At 68.7% G+C, this 20,696-nt stretch carries 19 protein-coding genes; 16 read left to right on the plus strand and 3 right to left on the minus strand.

The features are described from left to right. Positions 1-36 precede the first annotated feature (36 nt). Positions 37-666, plus strand: coding sequence for a glutathione transferase (gene yfcF / locus ACAM57_RS03350; RefSeq protein ID WP_369660700.1), 630 nt, complete (start codon positions 37-39; stop codon positions 664-666). 22 nt (positions 667-688) lie between these two features. On the opposite strand, the gene ACAM57_RS03355 is transcribed toward yfcF, so the two are convergent. Beyond that, complete coding sequence (locus tag ACAM57_RS03355) at positions 689-1,003, minus strand: EthD family reductase (RefSeq protein ID WP_126023746.1); 315 nt, start codon at positions 1,001-1,003, stop codon at positions 689-691. A gap of 95 nt (positions 1,004-1,098) precedes the next feature. Between ACAM57_RS03355 and ACAM57_RS03360 the strand changes: the two genes are divergently transcribed. From ACAM57_RS03360 to ACAM57_RS03425, 14 genes are all read left to right on the plus strand, one after another. Then, entirely contained in the window at positions 1,099-2,019 is a 921-nt protein-coding gene (locus ACAM57_RS03360; RefSeq protein ID WP_369660701.1) for a 2-hydroxyacid dehydrogenase, read from the plus strand. A gap of 96 nt (positions 2,020-2,115) precedes the next feature. Next, the gene (locus ACAM57_RS03365; protein WP_369660702.1) at positions 2,116-2,865 is read left to right on the plus strand and encodes an IclR family transcriptional regulator; all 750 of its coding nucleotides are present in this window, start codon (positions 2,116-2,118) and stop codon (positions 2,863-2,865) included. Beyond that, on the plus strand, positions 2,862-3,260 hold the full coding sequence (locus ACAM57_RS03370; protein WP_369660703.1) for a cupin domain-containing protein: 399 nt from the start codon (positions 2,862-2,864) through the stop codon (positions 3,258-3,260). The genes ACAM57_RS03365 and ACAM57_RS03370 overlap by 4 nt, the downstream gene beginning before the upstream one ends. 26 nt (positions 3,261-3,286) lie before the next feature. Beyond that, entirely contained in the window at positions 3,287-4,303 is a 1,017-nt protein-coding gene (locus ACAM57_RS03375) for a Bug family tripartite tricarboxylate transporter substrate binding protein (RefSeq protein WP_369660704.1), read from the plus strand. Further along, complete coding sequence (locus ACAM57_RS03380) at positions 4,300-5,526, plus strand: CaiB/BaiF CoA transferase family protein (RefSeq protein ID WP_369660705.1); 1,227 nt, start codon at positions 4,300-4,302, stop codon at positions 5,524-5,526. The genes ACAM57_RS03375 and ACAM57_RS03380 overlap by 4 nt, the downstream gene beginning before the upstream one ends. Continuing rightward, positions 5,523-6,692 (plus strand): acyl-CoA dehydrogenase family protein, encoded by a 1,170-nt coding sequence (locus tag ACAM57_RS03385; RefSeq protein ID WP_369660706.1) that lies wholly within the window; start codon positions 5,523-5,525, stop codon positions 6,690-6,692. The genes ACAM57_RS03380 and ACAM57_RS03385 overlap by 4 nt, the downstream gene beginning before the upstream one ends. 13 nt (positions 6,693-6,705) lie before the next feature. Beyond that, entirely contained in the window at positions 6,706-7,002 is a 297-nt protein-coding gene (locus ACAM57_RS03390; RefSeq protein ID WP_126023739.1) for an acylphosphatase, read from the plus strand. Between the two features lie 138 nt (positions 7,003-7,140). Next, complete coding sequence (locus tag ACAM57_RS03395; RefSeq protein WP_369660707.1) at positions 7,141-8,061, plus strand: hydroxymethylglutaryl-CoA lyase; 921 nt, start codon at positions 7,141-7,143, stop codon at positions 8,059-8,061. A 38-nt stretch (positions 8,062-8,099) separates the two neighbouring features. Next, positions 8,100-8,735, plus strand: a complete 636-nt coding sequence (locus ACAM57_RS03400; RefSeq protein WP_126023737.1) for a LysE family transporter — start codon at positions 8,100-8,102, stop codon at positions 8,733-8,735. Positions 8,736-8,782: 47 nt separating this feature from the next. Further along, positions 8,783-9,271 (plus strand): YbaK/EbsC family protein, encoded by a 489-nt coding sequence (locus tag ACAM57_RS03405; protein WP_369660708.1) that lies wholly within the window; start codon positions 8,783-8,785, stop codon positions 9,269-9,271. Beyond that, positions 9,268-9,537 carry a DUF1289 domain-containing protein gene (locus ACAM57_RS03410; protein WP_126023735.1) on the plus strand — a complete coding sequence of 90 codons (270 nt, stop codon included), beginning with the start codon at positions 9,268-9,270 and terminating at the stop codon, positions 9,535-9,537. Before ACAM57_RS03405 ends, ACAM57_RS03410 begins: the two co-directional genes overlap by 4 nt. Next, complete coding sequence (locus ACAM57_RS03415) at positions 9,534-10,181, plus strand: 2-hydroxychromene-2-carboxylate isomerase (protein ID WP_369660709.1); 648 nt, start codon at positions 9,534-9,536, stop codon at positions 10,179-10,181. Before ACAM57_RS03410 ends, ACAM57_RS03415 begins: the two co-directional genes overlap by 4 nt. Before the next feature lie 188 nt (positions 10,182-10,369). Next, the gene (locus ACAM57_RS03420) at positions 10,370-12,064 is read left to right on the plus strand and encodes an MFS transporter (protein WP_184640895.1); all 1,695 of its coding nucleotides are present in this window, start codon (positions 10,370-10,372) and stop codon (positions 12,062-12,064) included. A 105-nt stretch (positions 12,065-12,169) separates the two neighbouring features. Next, positions 12,170-12,319, plus strand: coding sequence for a hypothetical protein (locus ACAM57_RS03425; protein ID WP_019656389.1), 150 nt, complete (start codon positions 12,170-12,172; stop codon positions 12,317-12,319). 12 nt (positions 12,320-12,331) lie between these two features. On the opposite strand, the gene ACAM57_RS03430 is transcribed toward ACAM57_RS03425, so the two are convergent. Beyond that, positions 12,332-13,444, minus strand: a complete 1,113-nt coding sequence (locus ACAM57_RS03430) for an ABC transporter substrate-binding protein (protein ID WP_126023732.1) — start codon at positions 13,442-13,444, stop codon at positions 12,332-12,334. A gap of 181 nt (positions 13,445-13,625) precedes the next feature. After that, a complete protein-coding gene (locus ACAM57_RS03435) occupies positions 13,626-14,738 on the minus strand; it encodes an ABC transporter substrate-binding protein (RefSeq protein WP_184640893.1) in 1,113 nt (370 codons plus the stop codon). A 186-nt stretch (positions 14,739-14,924) separates the two neighbouring features. Between ACAM57_RS03435 and uvrA the strand changes: the two genes are divergently transcribed. After that, entirely contained in the window at positions 14,925-20,675 is a 5,751-nt protein-coding gene (gene uvrA / locus ACAM57_RS03440) for an excinuclease ABC subunit UvrA (RefSeq protein WP_369662389.1), read from the plus strand. Positions 20,676-20,696: the final 21 nt, after the last annotated feature.

Consider the following 20,696-nt stretch of genomic DNA (forward strand, 5'->3'; position numbering starts at 1 on the left):
TTAAAGGCCCCCATTCGCGCAGGAGCCTTCTTCCCGATGCCGGACCCGCTACGCCTCCATGTGGACGCCCAGTTCGCCAGCCCCTACGCCATGTCCGTGTACGTGGCGTTGAACGAAAAGCAACTGGACTTCCGCATCTCCCCGGTCGACCTGGGTGCGCTGGAGCACCGGGCGGCCGGCTTCTCCCGTTTGTCCTTGACCCAGCGCGTGCCGACGCTGGTGCATGGAGATTTCGCGCTTTCCGAATCGTCCGCCATCACCGAGTACATCGACGAGACCTTCGCCGGGACGGCGCTGTATCCCTCCGAACCCCGCGCCCGCGCCCGTGCACGCCAGCTGCAGGCCTGGCTTCGCAGCGACCTCATGCCGGTGCGGCAGGAACGCTCCACGGAGGTGATCTTCTACGCTCCGGCGGGCGCGCCACTGTCGGCGGCCGCGCACCGCGCGGCGCAGACGCTCTTCCAGGTCGCGCAGGCGCTGCTGCCGGAAGGCGCGGAAAACTTGTTCGGCGAGTGGTCGATCGCCGACGTCGACCTGGCGCTGATGCTCAATCGCCTGGTGATGAACGGCGACGCCGTGCCGCAGCGGCTGGCGTCCTATGCCGACAGGCAGTGGCAGCGGCCGTCGGTGCAGCGCTGGGTGGCGCTGGAGCGGCCGCCGCGCTGAGGCCGCGTCAGGGCTCTTTCGGTCAGCCCACCACCACTTCGCTGATCTGCGTCAGCGGCACGATGTCGGTGTAGTTCTTCACGTCGTCCCTGACCTCCTTCTGGTGCGGGCCGAAGGCCTTCAGGAAGGATTCGACCGATTCGGCGAACACGTGGCACATGGCGACGTAGGTGGGCGCGGAGCCCGGCGCGCCGCCGGACAGGCCCTTGTCGATGGTGTACGAGAGGCATGCATCGCCCATGCGGGCCTTGATCATGGGCATGTGCTTGTCGCGGTAGTAGTCGTGATCGAACCGTGCGCCGGGGGTGTGGGGGTACATCACGCTGAACTTGATCATTCCAAGAGTCTCCTGAGGTGGGCGTTCGAGGATAGGAGATGGCCAGTGCCCGCACAAGCCGATGGCGACGCGGGCGCGACCTAAGATGCGTGCCCATGCGAATCACCGTCTACCTCACCGACAACCGCCCAGACCCCTGGATCGAAGGCCTGAAGGCCGAACTCCCCGATGCCGTCATCGAAGCCTGGAAGCCCGGCGCGCCGCAGGCCGACCATGCCGTGGTGTGGGCGCCGCCGCAGGAGTTCCTCGACGAGCAGCCGAAGCTGCGCGGCATCTTCAACATCGGCGCGGGCGTCGATGCGCTGCTCAAGCTGAAGGTGCCGGCGCACACGCGCATCGTGCGGCTCGACGACGCGGGCATGTCGGTGCAGATGGCGGAGTACGTGTGCCACACGCTCATTCGCCATTTCCGCGAATTCGACGCCTACGAGGCCGACGCGCGCGAGGGCAAGTGGAGCTACCGCAAGCCGAAGATGCGGCGCGACTTCCCGGTGGGCATCATGGGGCTGGGCGTGCTCGGCGAGCGCGTGGCGAAGGCCGTGGGGCAGTTCGAGTTTCCGGTGCTGGGGTGGAGCCGCTCGCCGAAGGAGATCGAGGGCGTGCGCGTGTTCAGCGGCGAGGCGCAGTTCGACGAGTTCCTCTCGTCCACGCGCGTGCTGGTCAACCTGCTGCCGCTGACCGATGCGACACGCGGCATCCTCAACCGCGACACGCTGGGCAAGCTGAAGCCCGAGGGCTACCTCATCAGCATCGCGCGCGGCGGCCACCTGGTGGAAGACGACCTGATTCCGATGCTCGACGCCGGCCGGCTCGCGGGCGCGACGCTGGACGTATTCCAGGTCGAGCCGCTGCCCGCCGACCACGCCTTCTGGCGCCATCCGAAGATCACCGTGACGCCGCACGGCTCGGCGCGCACGCTGCGCGAAGAGTCCATCGCGCAGATCGCCGGGAAGATCCGCGCGATGGAGCAGGGGCTGCCGATCGCCGGCGTGGTCGATCCGGCGCGCGGCTACTGACGACGGGGGCGCGTCCCCTCGCCGGGCCTGCCGGAGTGCATCGCGGGCAGGGGAAACCCTGAAACACTGATTTTTCACAAATATGAAAATATTTTCATGACTGTGAAAACCGCGTTTCGGGTGATCGAGATCGTCGAACTCTTCGCCCGCGAGAAGCAGCCGCTGGCCCTTTCGGAGATGGCGCGCCTGCTCGACATGCCGGTGTCGAGCTGCCTGGGCCTGATCCGCACGCTCGAGGAGCAGGGCTACATGTACGAGACCGGCCGCCGCCAGGGCTACTACCCGACCGGCCGGCTGTTGGCGATGGCGCAGGTCATCGCCGCCCACGACCCGGTGCTCGACCGGGTGAAGGCCACGCTGGAGGAGCTGCGCGACGCGGCGCGCGAGACGGTGGTGTTCGGCAAGTTCCGCGACGCGGGGCAGGTGGTGTACCTGGAAGTGCTGAGCGCGCCGCAGAGCATCCGCTACACGGCCGAGTCGGGCGAGACGCGCCCGGCGTACGCCAATTCCATCGGCCGCGCGCTGCTTTCAACGCTGGACCCGGACGAGCGCCGCCGGCTGCTCGAAGGCGCGACGCTCGCGCCGCTGACCGACGCCACGCTCACCACCGCCGACGCCATCGAGGCCGAACTGCAGCGCTCCGCCGCGCGCGGCTGGTACGGCAACCTCGGCGAGAGCATTCCCGACCTGATCGGCCTGGCCTGGCCGCTGCGCATCGGCGGCGAGGCCTACGCCATTTCCGTCGCAGGTCCGCGCTACCGCATGGAGGCGCGCATCGAGGAGATCGCCGCGATGCTGCGCTCGGCCTGCCTCGCCATCGAACCCAAGAACGAAAGCCCCCGATGACAGCAACGACAGCAGCAGCCCCCCGCTATTTCGTCCGCGAGGCCGAGACCGCCGGCTACCACCCCGCCAACCACACCGGCACGCTGAACAAGCGGCTGATCGGCCCCGAGACCGTGGGCGCGAAGCAGCTCGAAGTGCTGGTGGGCCACATCCAGAAGGGCAAGGGCGCGCTGCCGCATGCGCACCCGGGCATCGAGCAGGTCTGCTACATGCTCGAAGGCCGCGCGGTCGCCGAAGTGGGCGGCCAGCGGCAGGAACTGCACCCGGGCGACAGCTGCTTCTTTCCCGCCGACGCGATGCACACCTTCACCGTGGTGAGCGACGAGCCGGTGCGCGTGCTGGTGATCTACAGCCCGCCCTACGAGGAATCGCCGGAGCGCGTGATCCGGCCCTGACGTAACAACAACCGGAGACAAAGCAAATGCAGACAACCAAGAACGCGACCGGGCAACCGGCCGCGATGGCGAACCGTCGCCGTTTCATTTCCATCGGCGCCGCCGCGGGCCTCGCGGGCGCCATGCCCTGGGCCTTCGCGCAGGACGGCTATCCGAAGCAGCCCATACGCATCGTCGTGCCCTTCGCCGCAGGCAGCGGCACCGACGCGGTGGCGCGCATCGCGGGACAGATGCTCGGCGATGCGCTCAAGGCCTCGGTCATCATCGACAACAGGGCGGGCGCCAACGGCGTGATCGCGGCCGAGTACGTCGCCAAGGCGGCGCCCGACGGCTACACGCTGTTCATGACGACCAACACCACGCACTCGGCCAACCCGAGCCTGATGAAGTCGCTGCCCTACGACCCGGTGAAAGACTTCGCGCCCGTCAGCCGCATGGGCAACCTGCCTTTCATGCTGGTGGTGAACAACGACCTGCCCGTGAAGAGCGTGGCCGAGCTGCTGGCCTGGGGCCGCGCGCATCCCGGCAAGCTGACCTACGCGAGCGGCAACAGCACCGGCATCGTGAGCGGCGCCACGCTCTCGCGCATGAGCGGCGTGCCGATGCTGCACGTGCCGTACAAGAGCACGCCGCCGGCCATCGCCGACCTGATCGGCGGGCAGGTGTCGATGATGGTGGTCGACCTCGCGGCGGGCCTTGCCACGGTGAAGGCCGGCAAGATGCGGGCGATCGCCGTCACCACGCAGGAGCGCACCAAGCTCTTCCCCGAACTGCCGCCGCTGGCCGACACGCCCGAACTCAAGGGCTTCGACATCACCTCGTGGAACGGCGTGTTCGCGCCGGCGGGCACGCCGCGGGACATCGTGCTGAAGCTCAACAAGGTGCTGGCCGACATGGCCAACGGCCCGGTCTTCCGCGAGCGCGTTGCGAAGCTGGGTTTCGACGCCTTCGGCAGCACGCCTGAAGAGCTGGGCGCGTTCACGGTTGCCGAACTGGCGAAGTGGAAGAAGCTGATCCAGGCGGCGGGGATCCAGCCCGAATGAGCGCCGGCGGACCTCTCCAGGGCATCCGCATCCTCGACCTCACGGCCGTGGTGATGGGCCCCTATGCCACCCAGACGCTGGGCGACCTGGGCGCCGACGTCATCAAGGTCGAGCCGCCCGGCGGCGACAACCTGCGCGCCGTCGGCCCGATGCGCAACCCGGGCATGGGCGCGATGGCGATGCACCTCAACCGCAACAAGCGCTCCATCGTGCTCGATCTCAAGCAGCCCGAGGGCCGCGAGGCCTGCCTGCGGCTGGCCGCGGGCTGCGACGCGCTCATCTACAACACGCGGCCGCAGGCGATGGCACGGCTCGGGCTCGGCTACGAGGCGGTGTCGGCGGTGAACCCGAAGATCGTCTACCTCGGCGCGTTCGGCTATGGCGAGCAGGGGCCGTATGCGGGCAAGCCGGCCTACGACGACCTGATCCAGGGCGCGGCCGGCGTGGCCTCCCTCTTCGCGCAGCAGAGCGGCAGCGCGCCGCGCTACGCGCCCGTCACGCTGGCCGACCGCGCGGTGGGGCTGCAGGCGGCCATCGCGCTGCTCGCGGCGGTGCTGCACGCGCAGCGCACCGGCAAGGGCCAGGCCGTGGAGGTGCCGATGTTCGAGGCGCTGTCGCAGTTCGTGATGGGCGACCACCTCGGCGGCCACAGCTTCGAGCCGCCGCTGGGGCCCACCGGCTACGCGCGCCTGCTCGCGCCGCACCGCAAGCCCTACGCCACGGCCGACGGCTACCTCAGCGTGCTGATCTACAACGACAAGCACTGGCAGGCCTTCTTCGACGTGATCGGCCGGCCCGAACTGCGCGACTCGCCGATGTTCGGTACGCACACCGCGCGCGCCGCGAACATTGGCGCGGTCTACGCCTTCGTGGCCGAGGTGATGGCCACGCGCACCAGCGACGAATGGTTTGCCGCGCTGTCCGCCGCCGACATCCCGGTCGCGCGCCTGCACAGCACCGAAAGCCTGCTCGACGACCCGCACCTGCGCGCCGTCGGCTTCTATCCCGAGCTCGACCACCCGAGCGAGGGCTGCATCCGCACGCTCGCGCCGGTCGGCCGCTACAGCGCCACGCCGGCCGCCATCCGCCGGCCGGCGCCGCGCATCGGCGAGCAGAGCGTGGAGCTGCTGCGCGAGGCGGGCTATGGCGACGAGGCCATCGAACGCATGCTCGAGCGCGGCGTCACGCTGCAACCGCAACCAACGAAAGACAGCGAAGAATGAATTTCTCCCTCAACGAAGACCAGCGCTCGCTGGTCGCCGCCATCGAACGCCTCTGCGAGGACTTTCCCATCGACTATTGGCGCGACCACGACGACCGCGCCGTGTTCCCGCACGAGTTCCACCGCGCCGTGGCCCAGAGCGGCTGGCTCGGCATCGCCATGCCCGAGGCGCAGGGCGGCGCGGGGCTGGGCATCACCGAGGCGGCGCTGATGATGCGCGCCATCAGCGCGTCGGGCGCGGGCATGTCGGGCGCGTCGTCGGTGCACATGAACATCTTCGGGCTCAACCCGGTGGTGGTGTTCGGCAGCGAAGCGCAGCGCCAGCGCTTCCTGCCGCCGCTGATCGCGGGCACCGAGAAGGCCTGCTTCGCGGTGACCGAGCCCGACGCGGGGCTCGACACCACCCGCCTCAAGACCCAGGCAGTGCGCCAGCCCGGCGGCGGCTATGTGCTGCACGGGCGCAAGATCTGGATCTCGACCGCGCAGGTGGCCGATCGCACGCTGATCCTCACGCGCACCACGCCGCTGGACCAGGTGAAGAAGCCCACGCAGGGGCTCACGCTGTTCTACACGCCGCTGGACCGCGCCCGCGTCGAGGTGCGCGAGATCCACAAGCTGGGCCGCGCGGCGGTGGACTCCAACATGCTCTTCATCGACGGGCTCGAAGTGCCCGAGGAAGACCGCATCGGCGAGGAGGGCAGGGGCTTCGAATACATCCTGCACGGCCTCAACCCCGAGCGCATATTGATCGCGGCGGAAGCCATCGGCATCGGCCGCGCGGCGCTGCGCATCGCATCGCAGTACGCGCAGGAGCGCGTCGTGTTCGGCCGGCCCATCGGCCAGAACCAGGGCGTGGCGCATCCGCTGGCGCGCGCCTGGGCCAACCTGGAGGCGGCCGACCTGATGATGCTGAAGGCCGCCACGCTCTACGACGCGGGCGAGCCCTGCGGCATCGAGGCCAACGCCGCCAAGTACCTCGCGGCCGAGGCGGCGCACGATGCCTGCCAGAACGCGGTGCTCACGCTCGGCGGCATGGGCTACGCGAAGGAATACCATGTGGAGCGGCTGCTGCGCGAGAGCTACATCCCGCGCATCGCGCCCGTCAGCCCGCAGATGATTCTGAACTTCATCGCCGAGAAGGCGCTGGGGCTGCCCAAGTCGTACTGATCTCTCTGGAGCCATGAACACTGTCGCCCGCCATCTCGCCATCCGCGGCCTCGTGCAGGGCGTGGGCTATCGCTGGTCGATGGTGCAGGCCGCGAAGCGCCTGCGTGTGCGCGGCTGGGTGCGCAACCGGCGCGACGGCAGCGTCGAGGCGCTCGTGGCCGGTGAGGCTTCTGCGGTGGAAGAGCTGATCCGCTGGGCGCGCCAGGGGCCAGAAGGCGCGCGCGTCGATGCGGTCGATGTCGGCGATCCGGCCGGTGCCATCGCGGCCCAGGCCCCGCCCGACGGCTTCGAGCAGAGGGAAACAGCCTAGCACCGATCGCCTGGCGCCATTTGCAACCTCGCAGGCGCGCATTGCTACCTTCCCCGGCTTCTGTACCAGGCAGGGGATTTCCATGTGGCCGACAATCGAAGGCGGTCTTCCATCCTCCAGCGATACAAGAGACATCCCATGAAACTCCCCACCCAAGTCAAGCTCGTCGACGTCGGCCCGCGCGACGGCCTGCAGAACGAAAAGCAGCCCGTGTCCGCCGAAGTGAAGATCGGCCTCGTGCACCGCCTGCAGGACGCGGGCCTGAAGGAGATCGAGGTCACCAGCTTCGTGAGCCCGAAGTGGGTGCCGCAGATGGCCGACAACGCAGAGGTGATGCACGGCATCAGCCGCAAGCCGGGCGTGCTCTATTCGGTGCTCACGCCCAACATGAAGGGCTTCGAGGCGGCCATCGCCGCGCCGCGCGAGGAGTGGCCCGACGAGATCGTGGTGTTCGGCGCCGCCAGCGAGGCCTTCAGCCAGAAGAACATCAACTGCTCCATCGCCGAGAGCATCGAGCGCTTCGCACCCGTGGTGGCGGCGGCACTCGAGAAGGGCATCCGTGTGCGCGGCGCGATGTCGTGCACGGTCGGCTGCCCCTATGAAGGCGAGATCGCGCCGGCCAAGGTCGGCTACCTCGCCCAGCTGATGAAGGGCATCGGCGTGCAGCGCGTGGACGTGGCCGACACCATCGGCGTGGGCACCCCGCGCAAGGTGCAGGGGGCGATGGAGGCCACGCTGGCGCACTTCGGCGTCGACGCCATTTCCGGCCACTTCCACGACACCTACGGGCAGGCGCTCGCCAACACGCTGGCGGCGCTCGAACTGGGCGTGTGGAACTTCCAGTCGTCGTCCGCCGGCCTGGGCGGCTGCCCCTATGCCAAGGGCGCGACCGGCAACGTGGCGACCGAGGACGTGGTCTACATGCTGCACGGCATGGGCATCGAGACCGGCATCGATCTCGACAGGCTGATCGACGCGGGCGTCTACATCAGCGAGGCGCTGGGCCGCGAGCCGAATTCGCGCGCCTCGAAGGCCATCCGCACCAAGCGGGCCGGTTGAAGCGCTGAATCGAACAGATAGATAAGCGGGAGTAGTCAGTGGATTTGCATGTGTGGCTTGCATTCCTGGTGGCCAGTTGCGTCATCGCGGTGTCGCCCGGTTCGGGCGCGGTGCTCAGCATGAGCCACGGGCTTAGCTACGGCGTGCGGCGCACCACGGCGACCATCGTGGGGCTGCAGCTGGGGCTCGCGGTGATCCTGTTGGTGGCCGGCCTTGGCGTGGGTGCGGTGCTCACCGCCTCGGCCAGCGCGTTCCTGGTCGTCAAGGTGGTGGGCGCGTGCTACCTGCTGTGGCTGGGCTGGCGCCAGTGGCGTGCGCCCGTCGCGAAGATCGAGGGCGGCGCGACGCAGGCGGCCGAACCCGACCTCACGGCACCGCAGCGCGTGCTGCGCGGCTTCCTCACCAACGTGACCAATCCCAAGGGCATCGTCTTCATGGCCGCGGTGCTGCCGCAGTTCATCCAGCCGACGCGGCCCCTGTGGCTGCAGCTGCTGGTGCTGCTGGCCACCACGGTGATGGTCGACGTGACCGTGATGCACGGCTACGCCTGGCTGGCCGCGCGGCTGCAGGGCATGCTGCGCAGCGTGCGCGCACGGCGCGCGCAGAACCGCGTCTTCGGCGGCGTGCTGATGGCGATGGGCGCGATGCTGTTCCTGTTCAAGCGCAGCGCCTGACGGAGCCCGCGCCCACGGCCCGGCAGCCTGATAGATTCGAAGCCATCATGTGCGGATCCGAACTCCATAACCTCCCCGAAGGCGTCCAGCGCGTTTCCCGCGCCCTGCAGGATGCCGGCCACCCCCATTTCCCACGCATGCTCGACGACGCCTGCCGCACCGCGCAGCAGGCGGCCGACGCGCTCGGCATCGCGGTCGGGCAGATCGCCAAGAGCATCATCTTCCGGCGCAAGAGCGACGAGTCGGCGGTGCTGGTCATCACCTCGGGCGACAAGCGCGTGGACGAGAAGAAGGTCGACGCGCTGGTCGGCAAGACCGGCCGCGCCGACGCCGACTTCGTGAAGTCGCGCACCGGCTTCACCATCGGCGGCGTGTCGCCCGTGGGCCACCTGACGCCGCCCGTGGTGCTGATCGACCGCGAGCTCTTCCGCTTCGAGGAGATCTGGGCGGCAGCCGGCCATCCGCACGCCGTGTTCCAGCTGCGCCCGCACGACCTCGAGAAGCTCACCGGCGCGCCGGTGGCCGACGTGGTGTGAATTTCGCGGAAGCCGAGACGCTGGCCGAACGTGCCGTGGCGGTGCAGGCCGCGGCGGGCGATGTGCCTTCGCCATGCTGCTCGGTGTGCCGCATGGATCGCCTGAGCGGTTTCTGCGAAGGCTGCCTGCGCACCATCCCCGAGATCGCGGGCTGGAGCAGGATGGAAGACGAGACCCGGCGCCACGTGTGGCGGGCGATAGAGTTGCGGGCGAAGGCCGGCATCTGGCGCGTGCCCGCGGCGAACCCAGGAGACAGCAGCCCATGAAGCACATCGACTTCCATCTCGACTTCATCTCGCCCTACGCGCACCTCGCCTTCGAGCACCTGCCCGAAGCGCTCGAGGGCCTGAGCTACAGCGTGGCCTACAGGCCGGTGCTGCTTGGCGCGCTGCTCAAGCAGCACGGCCAGCTCGGCCCGGCGGAGATTCCGTCAAAGCGCAGCTGGACCTACCGCCACGTGCTCTGGCTGGGCCACACGCACGGCATAGAGATCCGGATGCCGGCCTCGCATCCTTACAACCCGCTGGCGCACCTTCGGCTGGCGGTATCCACGGGCGACGACGGCACCATCAGCCGCCTCGTGGCCGAGACCATCTTCCGCCACGTGTGGCGCGGCGGCGAGGAAGCGGGCGACCCGGCGCGGCTCGCCGCGCTCACCGCGCAGCTCGGGCCGAAGCGCGACGCGAACAGCGACGAGAGCAAGGCCCTGCTCAAGCGCAACACCGAAGAGGCCCTGCGCCAGGGCGTGTTCGGCACGCCGACCTACGTGGTCGACGGCCGCCTGTTCTGGGGCTTCGACGGCCTGCAGATGCTGCGCGCCTACATGTCGGGCGATGCGTGGTTCGACTGCCCCGAGTGGGCTTCGGCGGACCAGCGCCCGGCCTTGCTGCGCAGCAGCAAACAGGGCTGAGTACAAACCCGCGGGCGCCGGAAAAGCGCCCCGATTTCTTACAGGCTGAAACGTGCTGCGCGGGTTTCACCCTAAACCGTAAGCGCCGGTTCAGTTTCGCGAAAGGCTCGGGTCAGTCGCGCCTCCAAGAATGCCGCACGGTCCCGGATTCCGGGAACGAATGAACGCATACACACAGGAGACGACCAATGGCAGCCACACTAGATTCGAGGGGAGTGCCGCACCCGGCCCCCCGGCCCATGTCCTCGGAGGAGAAGAAAGTCATCTTCGCCTCCTCGCTGGGCACCGTGTTCGAGTGGTACGACTTCTACCTCTACGGTTCGCTGGCCGCGATCATCGCGAAGCAGTTCTTCAGCGGCCTGGATGCGGGCGCCGCCTTCATCTTCGCGCTGCTGGCCTTCGCCGCCGGCTTCCTGGTGCGTCCGTTCGGCGCCATCGTGTTCGGCCGGCTGGGCGACATGATCGGTCGCAAGTACACCTTCCTGGTGACCATCCTGATCATGGGCCTGTCGACCTTCATCGTCGGCCTGCTGCCCAGCTACGCGACCATCGGCGTCGCGGCGCCGGTGATCCTGATCGCGCTGCGCATGCTGCAGGGCCTCGCGCTCGGCGGCGAGTACGGCGGTGCCGCCACCTACGTGGCCGAGCACGCGCCGCACGGCAAGCGCGGCGCCTACACCTCGTGGATCCAGACCACCGCCACGCTCGGCCTGTTCCTGAGCCTGCTGGTGATCCTGGGCGTGCGCGAGTTCATGGGCGAGGCGGCCTTCAACGACTGGGGCTGGCGCGTTCCGTTCCTGGTGTCGATCCTGCTGCTGGGCATCTCGGTGTGGATCCGCCTGACGCTGTCCGAGTCGCCCGCCTTCCAGAAGATGAAGGCCGAGGGCAAGACCTCCAAGGCGCCTCTGGCCGAGTCCTTCGGCCAGTGGAAGAACCTGAAGATCGTGATCCTGGCGCTGGTGGGCCTGACGGCCGGCCAGGCGGTGGTCTGGTACTCGGGCCAGTTCTACGCGCTCTTCTTCCTGACGGCGCAGCTGAAGGTCGACGCCACCACGGCCAACCTGATGATCGCCGCCGCGCTGCTGCTGGGCACGCCCTTCTTCGTGGTGTTCGGCACGCTGTCGGACAAGATCGGCCGCAAGCCGATCATCATGGCCGGCTGCCTGCTGGCCGTGGTCACCTACTTCCCGGTCTTCAAGATGCTGACCGAAGCCGCCAACCCCGACCTGGCCCGCGCACAGGCCACCGCCGGCGTGACGGTGACGGCGGACCCCGCGACCTGCTCCTTCCAGGGCAACCCGGTGGCGCGCGAGATCGACTTCAAGAGCTCGTGCGACATCGCCAAGCGCTACCTGGTTCAGAACTCGGTGAGCTATGAGAACGTGGCCGGCGCGCCGGGTTCGAAGGCCATCGTGAAGATCGGCGACAAGTCGGTCGAGGCGCCCGTCGGCAACGTCGTGAATTCGAAGTTCGACGAGAACTCCGTCAAGGAAATCGCCGCCTTCAAGAAGGGCGTGGCCGAAGACCTGAAGGTCGCCGGCTACCCGGCCAAGGCCGACCCCGCGAAGATGAACAAGGTGCTGACGGTGGTGCTGCTGTTCTGGCTGGTGCTGCTGGTGACCATGGTCTACGGCCCGATCGCCGCGATGCTGGTGGAGCTCTTCCCCACGCGCATCCGCTACACCTCGATGAGCCTGCCCTACCACATCGGCAACGGCTGGTTCGGCGGCCTGCTGCCGACCACCGCCTTTGCCATCGTGGCCTCGACCGGCAACATGTTCAACGGCCTGTGGTATCCGATCATCATCGCCGGCATCACGCTGGTGGTGGGCACGCTCTTCATTCGCGAGACGAAGGACGTGGACATCTACGCTAACGACTGACCGTCGCCGAAGAACAGGCAGGAGGGCGCCGCCCTCCGTTCAACAAAGAGGCTTCATGCCGACCGCATGAGGCCTTTTTCTTGAACCATCCAGGAGACAAAACCCATGTGGAAACTCGTCGTCGGCTTCGTCATCTTCGCCGCCATTGCCCTGTACGTGATCTCGAAGGCCGGTGACAAGGTCGACATGTCGGGCGAGAAGCATGGTGGCGACACCACCACGCACGAACCCGCGCCCGCCGCCGCGCCGAAGTGAGGCCCGGCGAGCCTATCTCTTGAACTTGCCGTCGCTGACGATGGACAGGTCTACGTAGTCGATGCCGGTGTGGTCGGTCGGCGAGTAGCTGATGTCGAGCCCGCCGCCCACGTCGTACTGGAAGGCATTCAGCGTGGCGATCAGCTTCGCGCGCGTGGGCTTCGGCCCCGTGCGGCGCAGAGCCTCCACCATCACCTTCGTGGCGACGAAGCCTTCGAGCAGCGCGGGCGAGAGCTCGTTCTGGCCCTTGGCCTTGGCCAGCGCCAACGCTTCCTTGATGAGCGGATGGCCGAAGGAACGCTCGTAGGGCAGCACCTGCGTGATGATCACGCCCGCGCTGGCCGAGCCCAGTTCCTTGATGAAGCCCGAGGCCGCGTTGTTCGACAGCGTGATGATCTGCGCCGCCGAGCCGGCGGCACGCAGCGCCTTCACGCCGTCGGTCACGGCCGTGCCCGAGCCGATCCACAGCACCGCCTGCGCGTTGGCCTTGGTGAGTTGCGGGACGATGGCCGCGTAGTCGGGCTTGTTGCGGTCGGCCAGCGCCACCACGGCCGGCTTCAGGTTGGCCTTCTCGAAGCCCTTGTTCGCGCCTTCCATCGCGTCCTTGCCGAAGGAGTCGTCGGCCTGCACGACGGCGATGCGCTGGATGCCGGTGGTCTGCAGGTGCTGCACCGCCTTCTCTGCCTCGCGCTGGTAGGTGGAGCGCACGTTGAAGATGTTCTTCTGCAGCGGCTTGTGCAGCGCCATCGCGCCGGTGGAGGGGCCGACCAGCGCCACCCCGTACTTGTCGAGCAGCGGGATCACCGCGAGCGTGTTGGGCGTGCCGCGGTTCAGCAGCAGCGCGACGACCTTCTTGTCCTCGATGAGCACGCGCGTGTTTTCCAGCGAGCGCTTGGCGTCGAGACCGTCGTCCATGCGGATGACCTCGATCTGCTCGCCGTTGATGCCGCCCTGGGCGTTGACCTGGTCGATGACCAGCTGCGAGCCCATGATCGTTTCCTTGACGCTGGCCGCCACGGGGCCCGAGAGGTCGGCCGACTGGCCGATCAGGATCTGGGCCGCCGCCCCAGGCGCCATCATGGCCAGGAACAGCGCAGCGGCGCAGGACGTGAACGTCTTCTTCATCGAGCAAAGCCTTTCCAGGAAGCGGTCGCCTCTGTCAGAAACTGTGTAATGTGTTGCTGAACGTCACGTCTCGCTAGCTCGCGCAAACCCTGTCAAACCAAGGTTTCCAGCGCCCGGAAAAAAAGCGGCCCGCCGGTTGTGCCGGCGGGCCGTTCAAACTCGCCCCTCTCGGGGCGGGGACTCAACGCTTGAAGCGACCGTCGCTGATGATCGAGAGGTCCGCGAAATCGATGCCGCTGTGGTCGGTGGGCGAATAGCTCACCTCCAGCCCGCCGCCCAGGTCGTAGCCGCGCAGGCTGTCGAGGGCGGCCACCATCCTGGCGCGCGTGGGCTTGGGGCCGGCGCGGCGCAGCGCCTCCACCAGCACCTTGGCCGAGGCGAAGCCTTCGAGCGCGGCCGGCGACAGTTCCGATTGGCCCCTGGCCTGCGCGAGAGCCAGGGCTTCCTTCACCATCGGATGGCCCAGCGAGCGCTCGTTGGGAAACACCTGCGTCACGATCACGCCGCGGCTCGCGTCGCCGAGCTGCTTGATGAAGCCCGAGGAGGCGTTGTTCGACAGCGTGACCACCTGCGCGGCCGAGCCCGCGGCGCGCAACGCCTTGATGCCGTCGACCACGGCCACGCCGGAGCCGATCCACACCACGGCCTGCGCGTCGGCGCCCTTGATGGCGGGCACGATGGTCTTGTAGTCGGGCTTGTCGCGGTCGGCCGGGATGATCACGGTCGGCTTGGCGTTGCCCTTGCTGAAGCCGGTCATCGCGCCTTCGAGCGCGTCGGTGCCGAAGGAGTCGGTCACGTGCACCACCGCAATGCGCGTGAGGCCGATGGTCAGCAGGTGCTGCACGGCCTTCTCGGCTTCGCGCTGGTAGGTGGCGCGCACGTTGAACACGTGCTTCTGCAGCGGCTTGTGCAGCACCATCGCGCCGGTGGAAGGACCGATGAGCGCCACGTCGTTCTTGTCGAGCCAGGGAATGATCGCCTGCGAATGGGGCGTGCCGCGGCTCATGAAGAGCGCCAGCACCTTCTTCTCCTCGATCAGCACGCGCGCGTTCTCGCTGGCGCGCTTCACGTCGAAGCCGTCGTCCATGCGCAGCACTTCGATCTTCTCGCCATGGATGCCGCCCTGCGCGTTGACCGCGTCGATCACCAGGTTCGCGCCGCCGATGGTCTCGTTCACGCTCGCGGCCACCGAGCCGGTCATGCCGGCGGTCTGGCCGATCAGGATCTGGGCAGACGCCCCCAGGGCGCTGAAGGCCAGCAGGGCGGCGGCGCAGAGCGTGCGCGTTTTCGTCATGGAGTCCTTTCGAAGCAATGCGGGCGCCCGGCCGGGCGAACGTGAAAACAAATGTGCTATTTGTTTCTGAAAGTGTTTTTAACTCCATCCGGACAAACCCCTGCGCAGCCACCGACCTTGTGACGTAGTGCGCAAACCCGTCACGAGGCACTCCCTAGAATGTTTGCCCCACCCCCCAAGGCACTCATGACACAGGGCTCCATCCGGATTCGCGGCGCGCGCCAGCACAACCTCCAGAACCTCGATCTCGACATCCGCACAGGCGAAATGACGGTGGTCACCGGGCCCAGCGGCTCGGGCAAGTCGAGCCTCGTCTTCGACACCCTTTATGCCGAAGGCCAGCGGCGCTACGTGGAGACCTTCTCCGCCTACGCGCGCCAGTTCCTCGACCGCATGGACAAGCCGGCCGTCGACAAGGTGGAAGGCGTGCCGCCCGCCATCGCCATCGACCAGACCAACCCCGTGCGCTCCTCGCGCTCCACGGTCGGCACGATGACCGAGCTGAACGACCACCTGAAGCTGCTCTTCGCGCGCGCGGCCAACCTGTTCGACCGCGAGACCGCGCTGCCGGTGCGCCACGATTCGCCCGACAGCATCTACGCGCAGATCGTCGAGCGCGCGGCCGCTGCGGGCGATCCGCGCCTGGTCGTCACCTTCCCGGTCGAGCTGCCCGCGAGCACCACGGCCGAGGAAGTCACGCAGTGGCTCTCTGCCAGCGGCTTCACGCGCGTGCAGTCCGAGCGCGAGGTGGCCACGCCCACCGGTCCGCGCAAGGTGCTCGACGTGGTGGCCGACCGCTTCCGTGCGTCCGGCGCCGAGCGCTCGCGCGTGGTGGAAGCCATCGAAGTGGCGCTCAAGCGCGGCAGCGGGCGCGTCACGGTGCACGCCACCGGCTCGGAAGAGAACGCAGTGACCGACGTGTGGAAGTTCTCCACCGGCCTGCACTGCCCCGAGAGCGACATCCGCTACGCCGACCCGATCCCGTCGATGTTCTCGTTCAACTCGGCCGTGGGCGCCTGCGACACCTGCCGCGGCTTCGGCCGCGTGATCGGCGTCGACCTGGGGCTGGTGATTCCGAACGACAAGCTCACGCTGCGCGCCGGCGCCATCAAGACCATCCAGACGCCCGCCTGGAAGGAGGCGCAGGACGACCTCATGCGCCACGCGGAGGCGGCCGGCATCCCGCGCGACACGCCCTGGAACAAGCTCACCGACGAGCAGAAGCACTGGGTGATCGAGGGCACGCCCAACTACAAGGAAGGCAACTGGAACAAGCAGTGGTACGGCGTGCGCCGCTTCTTCGGCTACCTGGAGAGCAAGGCATACAAGATGCACATCCGCGTGCTGCTGTCCAAGTACCGCAGCTACACGCCGTGCCCCACCTGCAGCGGCGCGCGCCTCAAGCTCGAGAGCCTGCTGTGGCGCATCGGCAGCAAGGAAGACGCCGACGCCGTCCTGCCGCCCGAGAAGCGCTTCATGCCCAACGGCGTGAAATGGACGCGCGCCCAGCTCGAGGCGCTGCCGGGCCTGTGCCTGCACGACCTGATGCTGCTGCCCATCGAGCGGCTGCGCCAGCTCTTCGACCGCATCGAGCACCACGGCAACGGCCAGGCGGCCAGCGAGGGCGAGATCCAGGCGCTGAAGCTGCTGTTCGAGGAAATCACCACCCGCCTGCGCTACCTGCACGACGTGGGCATCGGCTACCTCACGCTCGACCGCCAGAGCCGCACGCTCAGCGGCGGCGAGGTGCAGCGCATCAACCTGACCACGGCGCTGGGCACCTCGCTGGTCAACACGCTCTTCGTGCTCGACGAGCCCAGCATCGGCCTGCACCCGCGCGACATGAACCGCATCACCGAAGCCATGCTGCGCCTGCGCGACGCGGGCAACACGCTGGTGGTGGTCGAGCACGACCCGGCCGTGATGCTGGCCGCCGACCGCGTGATCGACATGGGGCCCGGCCCCGGCGCGCGCGGCGGGCAGGTGGTGTTCGACGGCACCACCGACCAGCTGCGCGACGCCGACACGCTCACCGGCCTGTACCTGGGCGGTCGCAAGAAGATCGGCATGGGCTTCAAGCGGCTGGTGAGCGAGAACACGCACCGGCTCATCCTCGAAGGCGTGCGCGAGCACAACCTGAAGAACGTGACGGTCGAGTTCCCGCTGGCGCGCCTGGTGTGCGTGACCGGCGTGAGCGGCTCGGGCAAGTCCACGCTCATCCAGGACGTGCTGGCGCCCGCGCTGATGCGCCACTTCGGCAAGGCCACCGAGACGCCCGGCGCGCACGACCGCCTGCTCGGCGCCGACCACCTCGGCGACGTGGTGTTCGTCGACCAGTCGCCCATCGGCAAGACCGCGCGTTCCAACCCCGCGAGCTACGTGGGCGCGTGGGACGCGATCCGCGAGATCTTCGCCACGGCCACGCTCTCGCGCCAGCGCGGCTACACCGCGAGCAAGTTCAGTTTCAACTCCGGCGACGGGCGCTGCCCGACCTGCGGCGGCTCGGGCTTCGAGCATGTCGAGATGCAGTTCCTGTCGGACGTGTACCTGCGCTGCCCCGACTGCGACGGCAAGCGCTACCGCCCCGAGATCCTCGAAGTGCGCGTGGAACGCAAGGGAAAAAGCTACAACGTGGCCGACGTGCTCGAACTCACCGTGGCCGAGGCGGCCGCGGTGTTCGAGGCCGACCGCGACGTGCTGCGCGTGCTGCAGCCCATTTCCGACGTGGGCCTGGACTACGTCAAGCTCGGCCAGCCCGTGCCCACGCTCTCAGGCGGCGAGGCGCAGCGCCTGAAGCTCGCGGGCTTCCTGGCCGAGGCCGCGAAGAACGCCACCGCCAGCAAGCAGTCGGTGGCGCGCAAGGGCACGCTATTTTTGTTCGACGAGCCCACCACGGGCCTGCACTTCGACGACATCGCGCGGCTCATGCGCGCGCTGCGCAAGCTGCTGGACGCCGGCCATTCGCTGATCGTGATCGAGCACAACCTCGACGTGATCCGCGCGAGCGACTGGCTCATCGACCTCGGCCCCGAAGGCGGCGAGGGCGGCGGGCAGGTGGTGGCCGAGGGCACGCCCGAGCAGCTGCGCGAGAATCGCGCCTCGCTCACCGGAGCCGCGCTGGCCGACTACGAACTCGCCATCGGCCCCGAGGCCTACAAGGTGGCCGAGCGCGCCGCGCGCCGCTACATCGCCAACGCCAAGGCGGCGCCGGGTGCCGATGCGGTGCAGATCGTCAACGCGCGCGAGCACAACCTGAAGAACCTGAGCGTGGACATTCCGCGCGGCAAGTTCAGCGTGGTGACGGGCGTGAGCGGATCGGGCAAGTCGACGCTGGCCTTCGACATCCTCTTCAACGAAGGGCAGCGCCGGTACCTCGAATCGCTCAACGCCTACGCGCGCAGCATCGTGCAGCCGGCGGGCCGGCCCGAGGTGGACGCGGTGTACGGCATTCCGCCGACGGTGGCCATCGAGCAGCGCCTGTCGCGCGGCGGCCGCAAGAGCACGGTGGGCACCACCACCGAGGTGTGGCACTTCCTGCGCCTGCTGTACGTGAAGCTGGGCATCCAGCATTGCATCCACGACGGCGCGGCCGTGCAGCCGCAGACCCCCGACAGCATCGCCGCGCAGCTCATGCGCAACTTCAAGGGCCAGCACATCGGCCTGCTCGCGCCGCTGGTGACCAACCGCAAGGGCGTGTACACCGAGCTGGCCGACTGGGCGCGCCCGCGCGGCTTCACGCACCTGCGCGTGGACGGCGACTTCCTGCCGACCACCGGCTTCCCGCGCATCGACCGCTTCAAGGAGCACAGCATCGAGCTGCCGGTGGCCAGCCTCGACGTGCTGCCCTCGAACGAGAGCGAACTGCGCGCGGCGCTGGCCAAGGCGCTCGAGCACGGCAAGGGCGTGGTGCACGTGCTCAGCGAACTCGACGGGCTGCGCGCCGCGATGATGGCGGGCGTGTCCGCCGCCGGCATCGGCCGCGTCCACGTGTTCTCCACGCTGCGCGCCTGCCCGGTGTGCAGCACCAGCTACGCCGAGCTCGATCCGCGCCTGTTCAGCTACAACAGCAAGCACGGCTGGTGCCCCGACTGCGTGGGCACCGGCGTCAAGCTCAGCAAGGACCAGCGCAAGGTGTTCGACGACTCCGTGCTGGCCGGCGACGACAAGGGCCGCGAGCAGACCTTCGCCGAGCCCGAGGTGGAAGACCTGGCCGACGTGGCCTGCCCAACCTGCCAGGGCACGCGCCTGAACGCCACGGCGCGCGCCGTGGGCTTCGGCACCGCGGCCGACGGCTCGGGCGGTATCGGCATCACCGAACTCGCGCGCATGAGCGTGACCGAGGTGCGCCAGTGGTTCGAGGGGCTCGCGCTCAGCGGCCGAGAAGCCGAGATCGCGCGCGACCTCGTGCCCGAGATCCGCAGCCGGCTCGAGTTCCTGGAAGAGGTGGGCCTGGGCTACCTCACGCTGGACCGCGGCGCGCCCACGCTCTCGGGCGGCGAGGCGCAGCGCATCCGCCTGGCGGCGCAGCTCGGCAGCAACCTGCAGGGCGTGTGCTACGTGCTCGACGAGCCGACCATCGGCCTGCACGCGCGCGACAACCAGATCCTGCTCGACGCGCTGCACAAGCTCGGCGACAAGGGCAACACGCTGGTGGTGGTGGAGCACGACGAGGACACCATCCGCCGCGCCGACCACATCATCGACATCGGCCCGAGCGCCGGCAAGCGCGGCGGCCGCCTGGTCGCCGAGGGCACGGTCGCCGACATCCAGAAGGCCGACGACTCGCAGACCGGCCGCTACCTGCGCGACGCCATCCGGCACCCGCTGCAGGCGCGCCGGCTGATCCCTCCGCCCGACCCGAAGGCCGAGGAGAGCGGCGAATGGCTCACCGTGCAAGGCGCCAACCTGCACAACCTGCAGGACGTGACGGCCACGCTGCCGCTGCGCCGCCTCGTGGTGGTCACCGGCGTGAGCGGTTCGGGCAAGTCCACGCTCGCGCGCGACGTGCTGCTGGCCAACGTGCAGGCCATCGTGGCGCAGCGCTCGACCAAGGCCGGCCGCGACGCCGACGCCGCCGGCAAGCGTCCCGCGTGGGCGGGCTGCCGCAAGGTCGAGGGCTACGAGACCGTCGACCGCGTGCTCGAGGTCGACCAGACGCCCATCGGCAAGACGCCGCGCAGCTGCCCGGCCACCTACATCGGCTTCTGGGACACCATCCGCAAGCTCTTCGCCGACACGCTCGAAGCCAAGGCCCGCGGCTACGGCCCGGCGCGCTTCAGCTTCAACACCGGCGAAGGCCGCTGCCCGGGCTGCGAGGGCGCGGGCGTGCGCACCATCGAGATGAGCTTCCTGCCCGACGTGAAGGTGCCCTGCGAGGTGTGCCACGGCGCGCGCTTCAACCCCGAGACGCTGGCCGTGAGCTGGCGTGGCAAGAGCATCGGCGACGTGCTGAAGATGGAAGTCGACGAGGCCGTCGAGTTCTTCGCGAGCATGCCCAACATCAGCCACCCGCTGCAGCTGCTGAAGGACGTGGGGCTGGGCTACCTCACGCTGGGGCAGCCCTCGCCCACGCTCTCGGGCGGCGAGGCGCAGCGCATCAAGCTGGTGACCGAACTCAGCAAGGTGCGCGACGACATCACCCGCCGCGGCCAGAAGGCGCCGCACACCCTGTACGTGCTCGACGAGCCGACCGTGGGCCTGCACATGGCCGACGTCGAGAAGCTGATCCACGTGCTGCACCGGCTGGTGAACGGCGGCCACAGCGTGGTGGTGATCGAGCACGACCTCGACCTGATCGCCGAGGCCGACTGGATCCTCGACCTCGGGCCCGAGGGCGGCAGCGCGGGCGGGCGCGTCGTCGCGTCGGCGCCGCCCGAAGAGGTGGTGCGGCTGGGCACGCACACCGGCGTGGCGCTGGCGCCCGTGCTGGCGCGATAGGGCCGGGCGGGGCAGGGCAGG

This window comes from Variovorax sp. V15 (assembly GCF_041154425.1).
GTDB lineage: Bacteria > Pseudomonadota > Gammaproteobacteria > Burkholderiales > Burkholderiaceae_C > Variovorax > Variovorax guangxiensis.

Coding starts and splice junctions, on each gene's coding strand:
- ACAM57_RS03360 (WP_369660701.1), top strand. CDS start 1,099: ATGCGAATCACCGTCTACCTCACCGACAACCGCCCAGACCCCTGGATC.
- ACAM57_RS03370 (WP_369660703.1), top strand. CDS start 2,862: ATGACAGCAACGACAGCAGCAGCCCCCCGCTATTTCGTCCGCGAGGCC.
- ACAM57_RS03405 (WP_369660708.1), top strand. CDS start 8,783: ATGTGCGGATCCGAACTCCATAACCTCCCCGAAGGCGTCCAGCGCGTT.
- ACAM57_RS03420 (WP_184640895.1), top strand. CDS start 10,370: ATGGCAGCCACACTAGATTCGAGGGGAGTGCCGCACCCGGCCCCCCGG.
- ACAM57_RS03430 (WP_126023732.1), bottom strand. CDS start 13,444: ATGAAGAAGACGTTCACGTCCTGCGCCGCTGCGCTGTTCCTGGCCATG.
- ACAM57_RS03395 (WP_369660707.1), top strand. CDS start 7,141: ATGAAACTCCCCACCCAAGTCAAGCTCGTCGACGTCGGCCCGCGCGAC.
- ACAM57_RS03385 (WP_369660706.1), top strand. CDS start 5,523: ATGAATTTCTCCCTCAACGAAGACCAGCGCTCGCTGGTCGCCGCCATC.
- ACAM57_RS03425 (WP_019656389.1), top strand. CDS start 12,170: ATGTGGAAACTCGTCGTCGGCTTCGTCATCTTCGCCGCCATTGCCCTG.
- ACAM57_RS03435 (WP_184640893.1), bottom strand. CDS start 14,738: ATGACGAAAACGCGCACGCTCTGCGCCGCCGCCCTGCTGGCCTTCAGC.
- ACAM57_RS03355 (WP_126023746.1), bottom strand. CDS start 1,003: ATGATCAAGTTCAGCGTGATGTACCCCCACACCCCCGGCGCACGGTTC.
- ACAM57_RS03380 (WP_369660705.1), top strand. CDS start 4,300: ATGAGCGCCGGCGGACCTCTCCAGGGCATCCGCATCCTCGACCTCACG.
- ACAM57_RS03415 (WP_369660709.1), top strand. CDS start 9,534: ATGAAGCACATCGACTTCCATCTCGACTTCATCTCGCCCTACGCGCAC.
- uvrA (WP_369662389.1), top strand. CDS start 14,925: ATGACACAGGGCTCCATCCGGATTCGCGGCGCGCGCCAGCACAACCTC.
- ACAM57_RS03390 (WP_126023739.1), top strand. CDS start 6,706: ATGAACACTGTCGCCCGCCATCTCGCCATCCGCGGCCTCGTGCAGGGC.
- ACAM57_RS03375 (WP_369660704.1), top strand. CDS start 3,287: ATGCAGACAACCAAGAACGCGACCGGGCAACCGGCCGCGATGGCGAAC.
- ACAM57_RS03365 (WP_369660702.1), top strand. CDS start 2,116: ATGACTGTGAAAACCGCGTTTCGGGTGATCGAGATCGTCGAACTCTTC.
- yfcF (WP_369660700.1), top strand. CDS start 37: ATGCCGGACCCGCTACGCCTCCATGTGGACGCCCAGTTCGCCAGCCCC.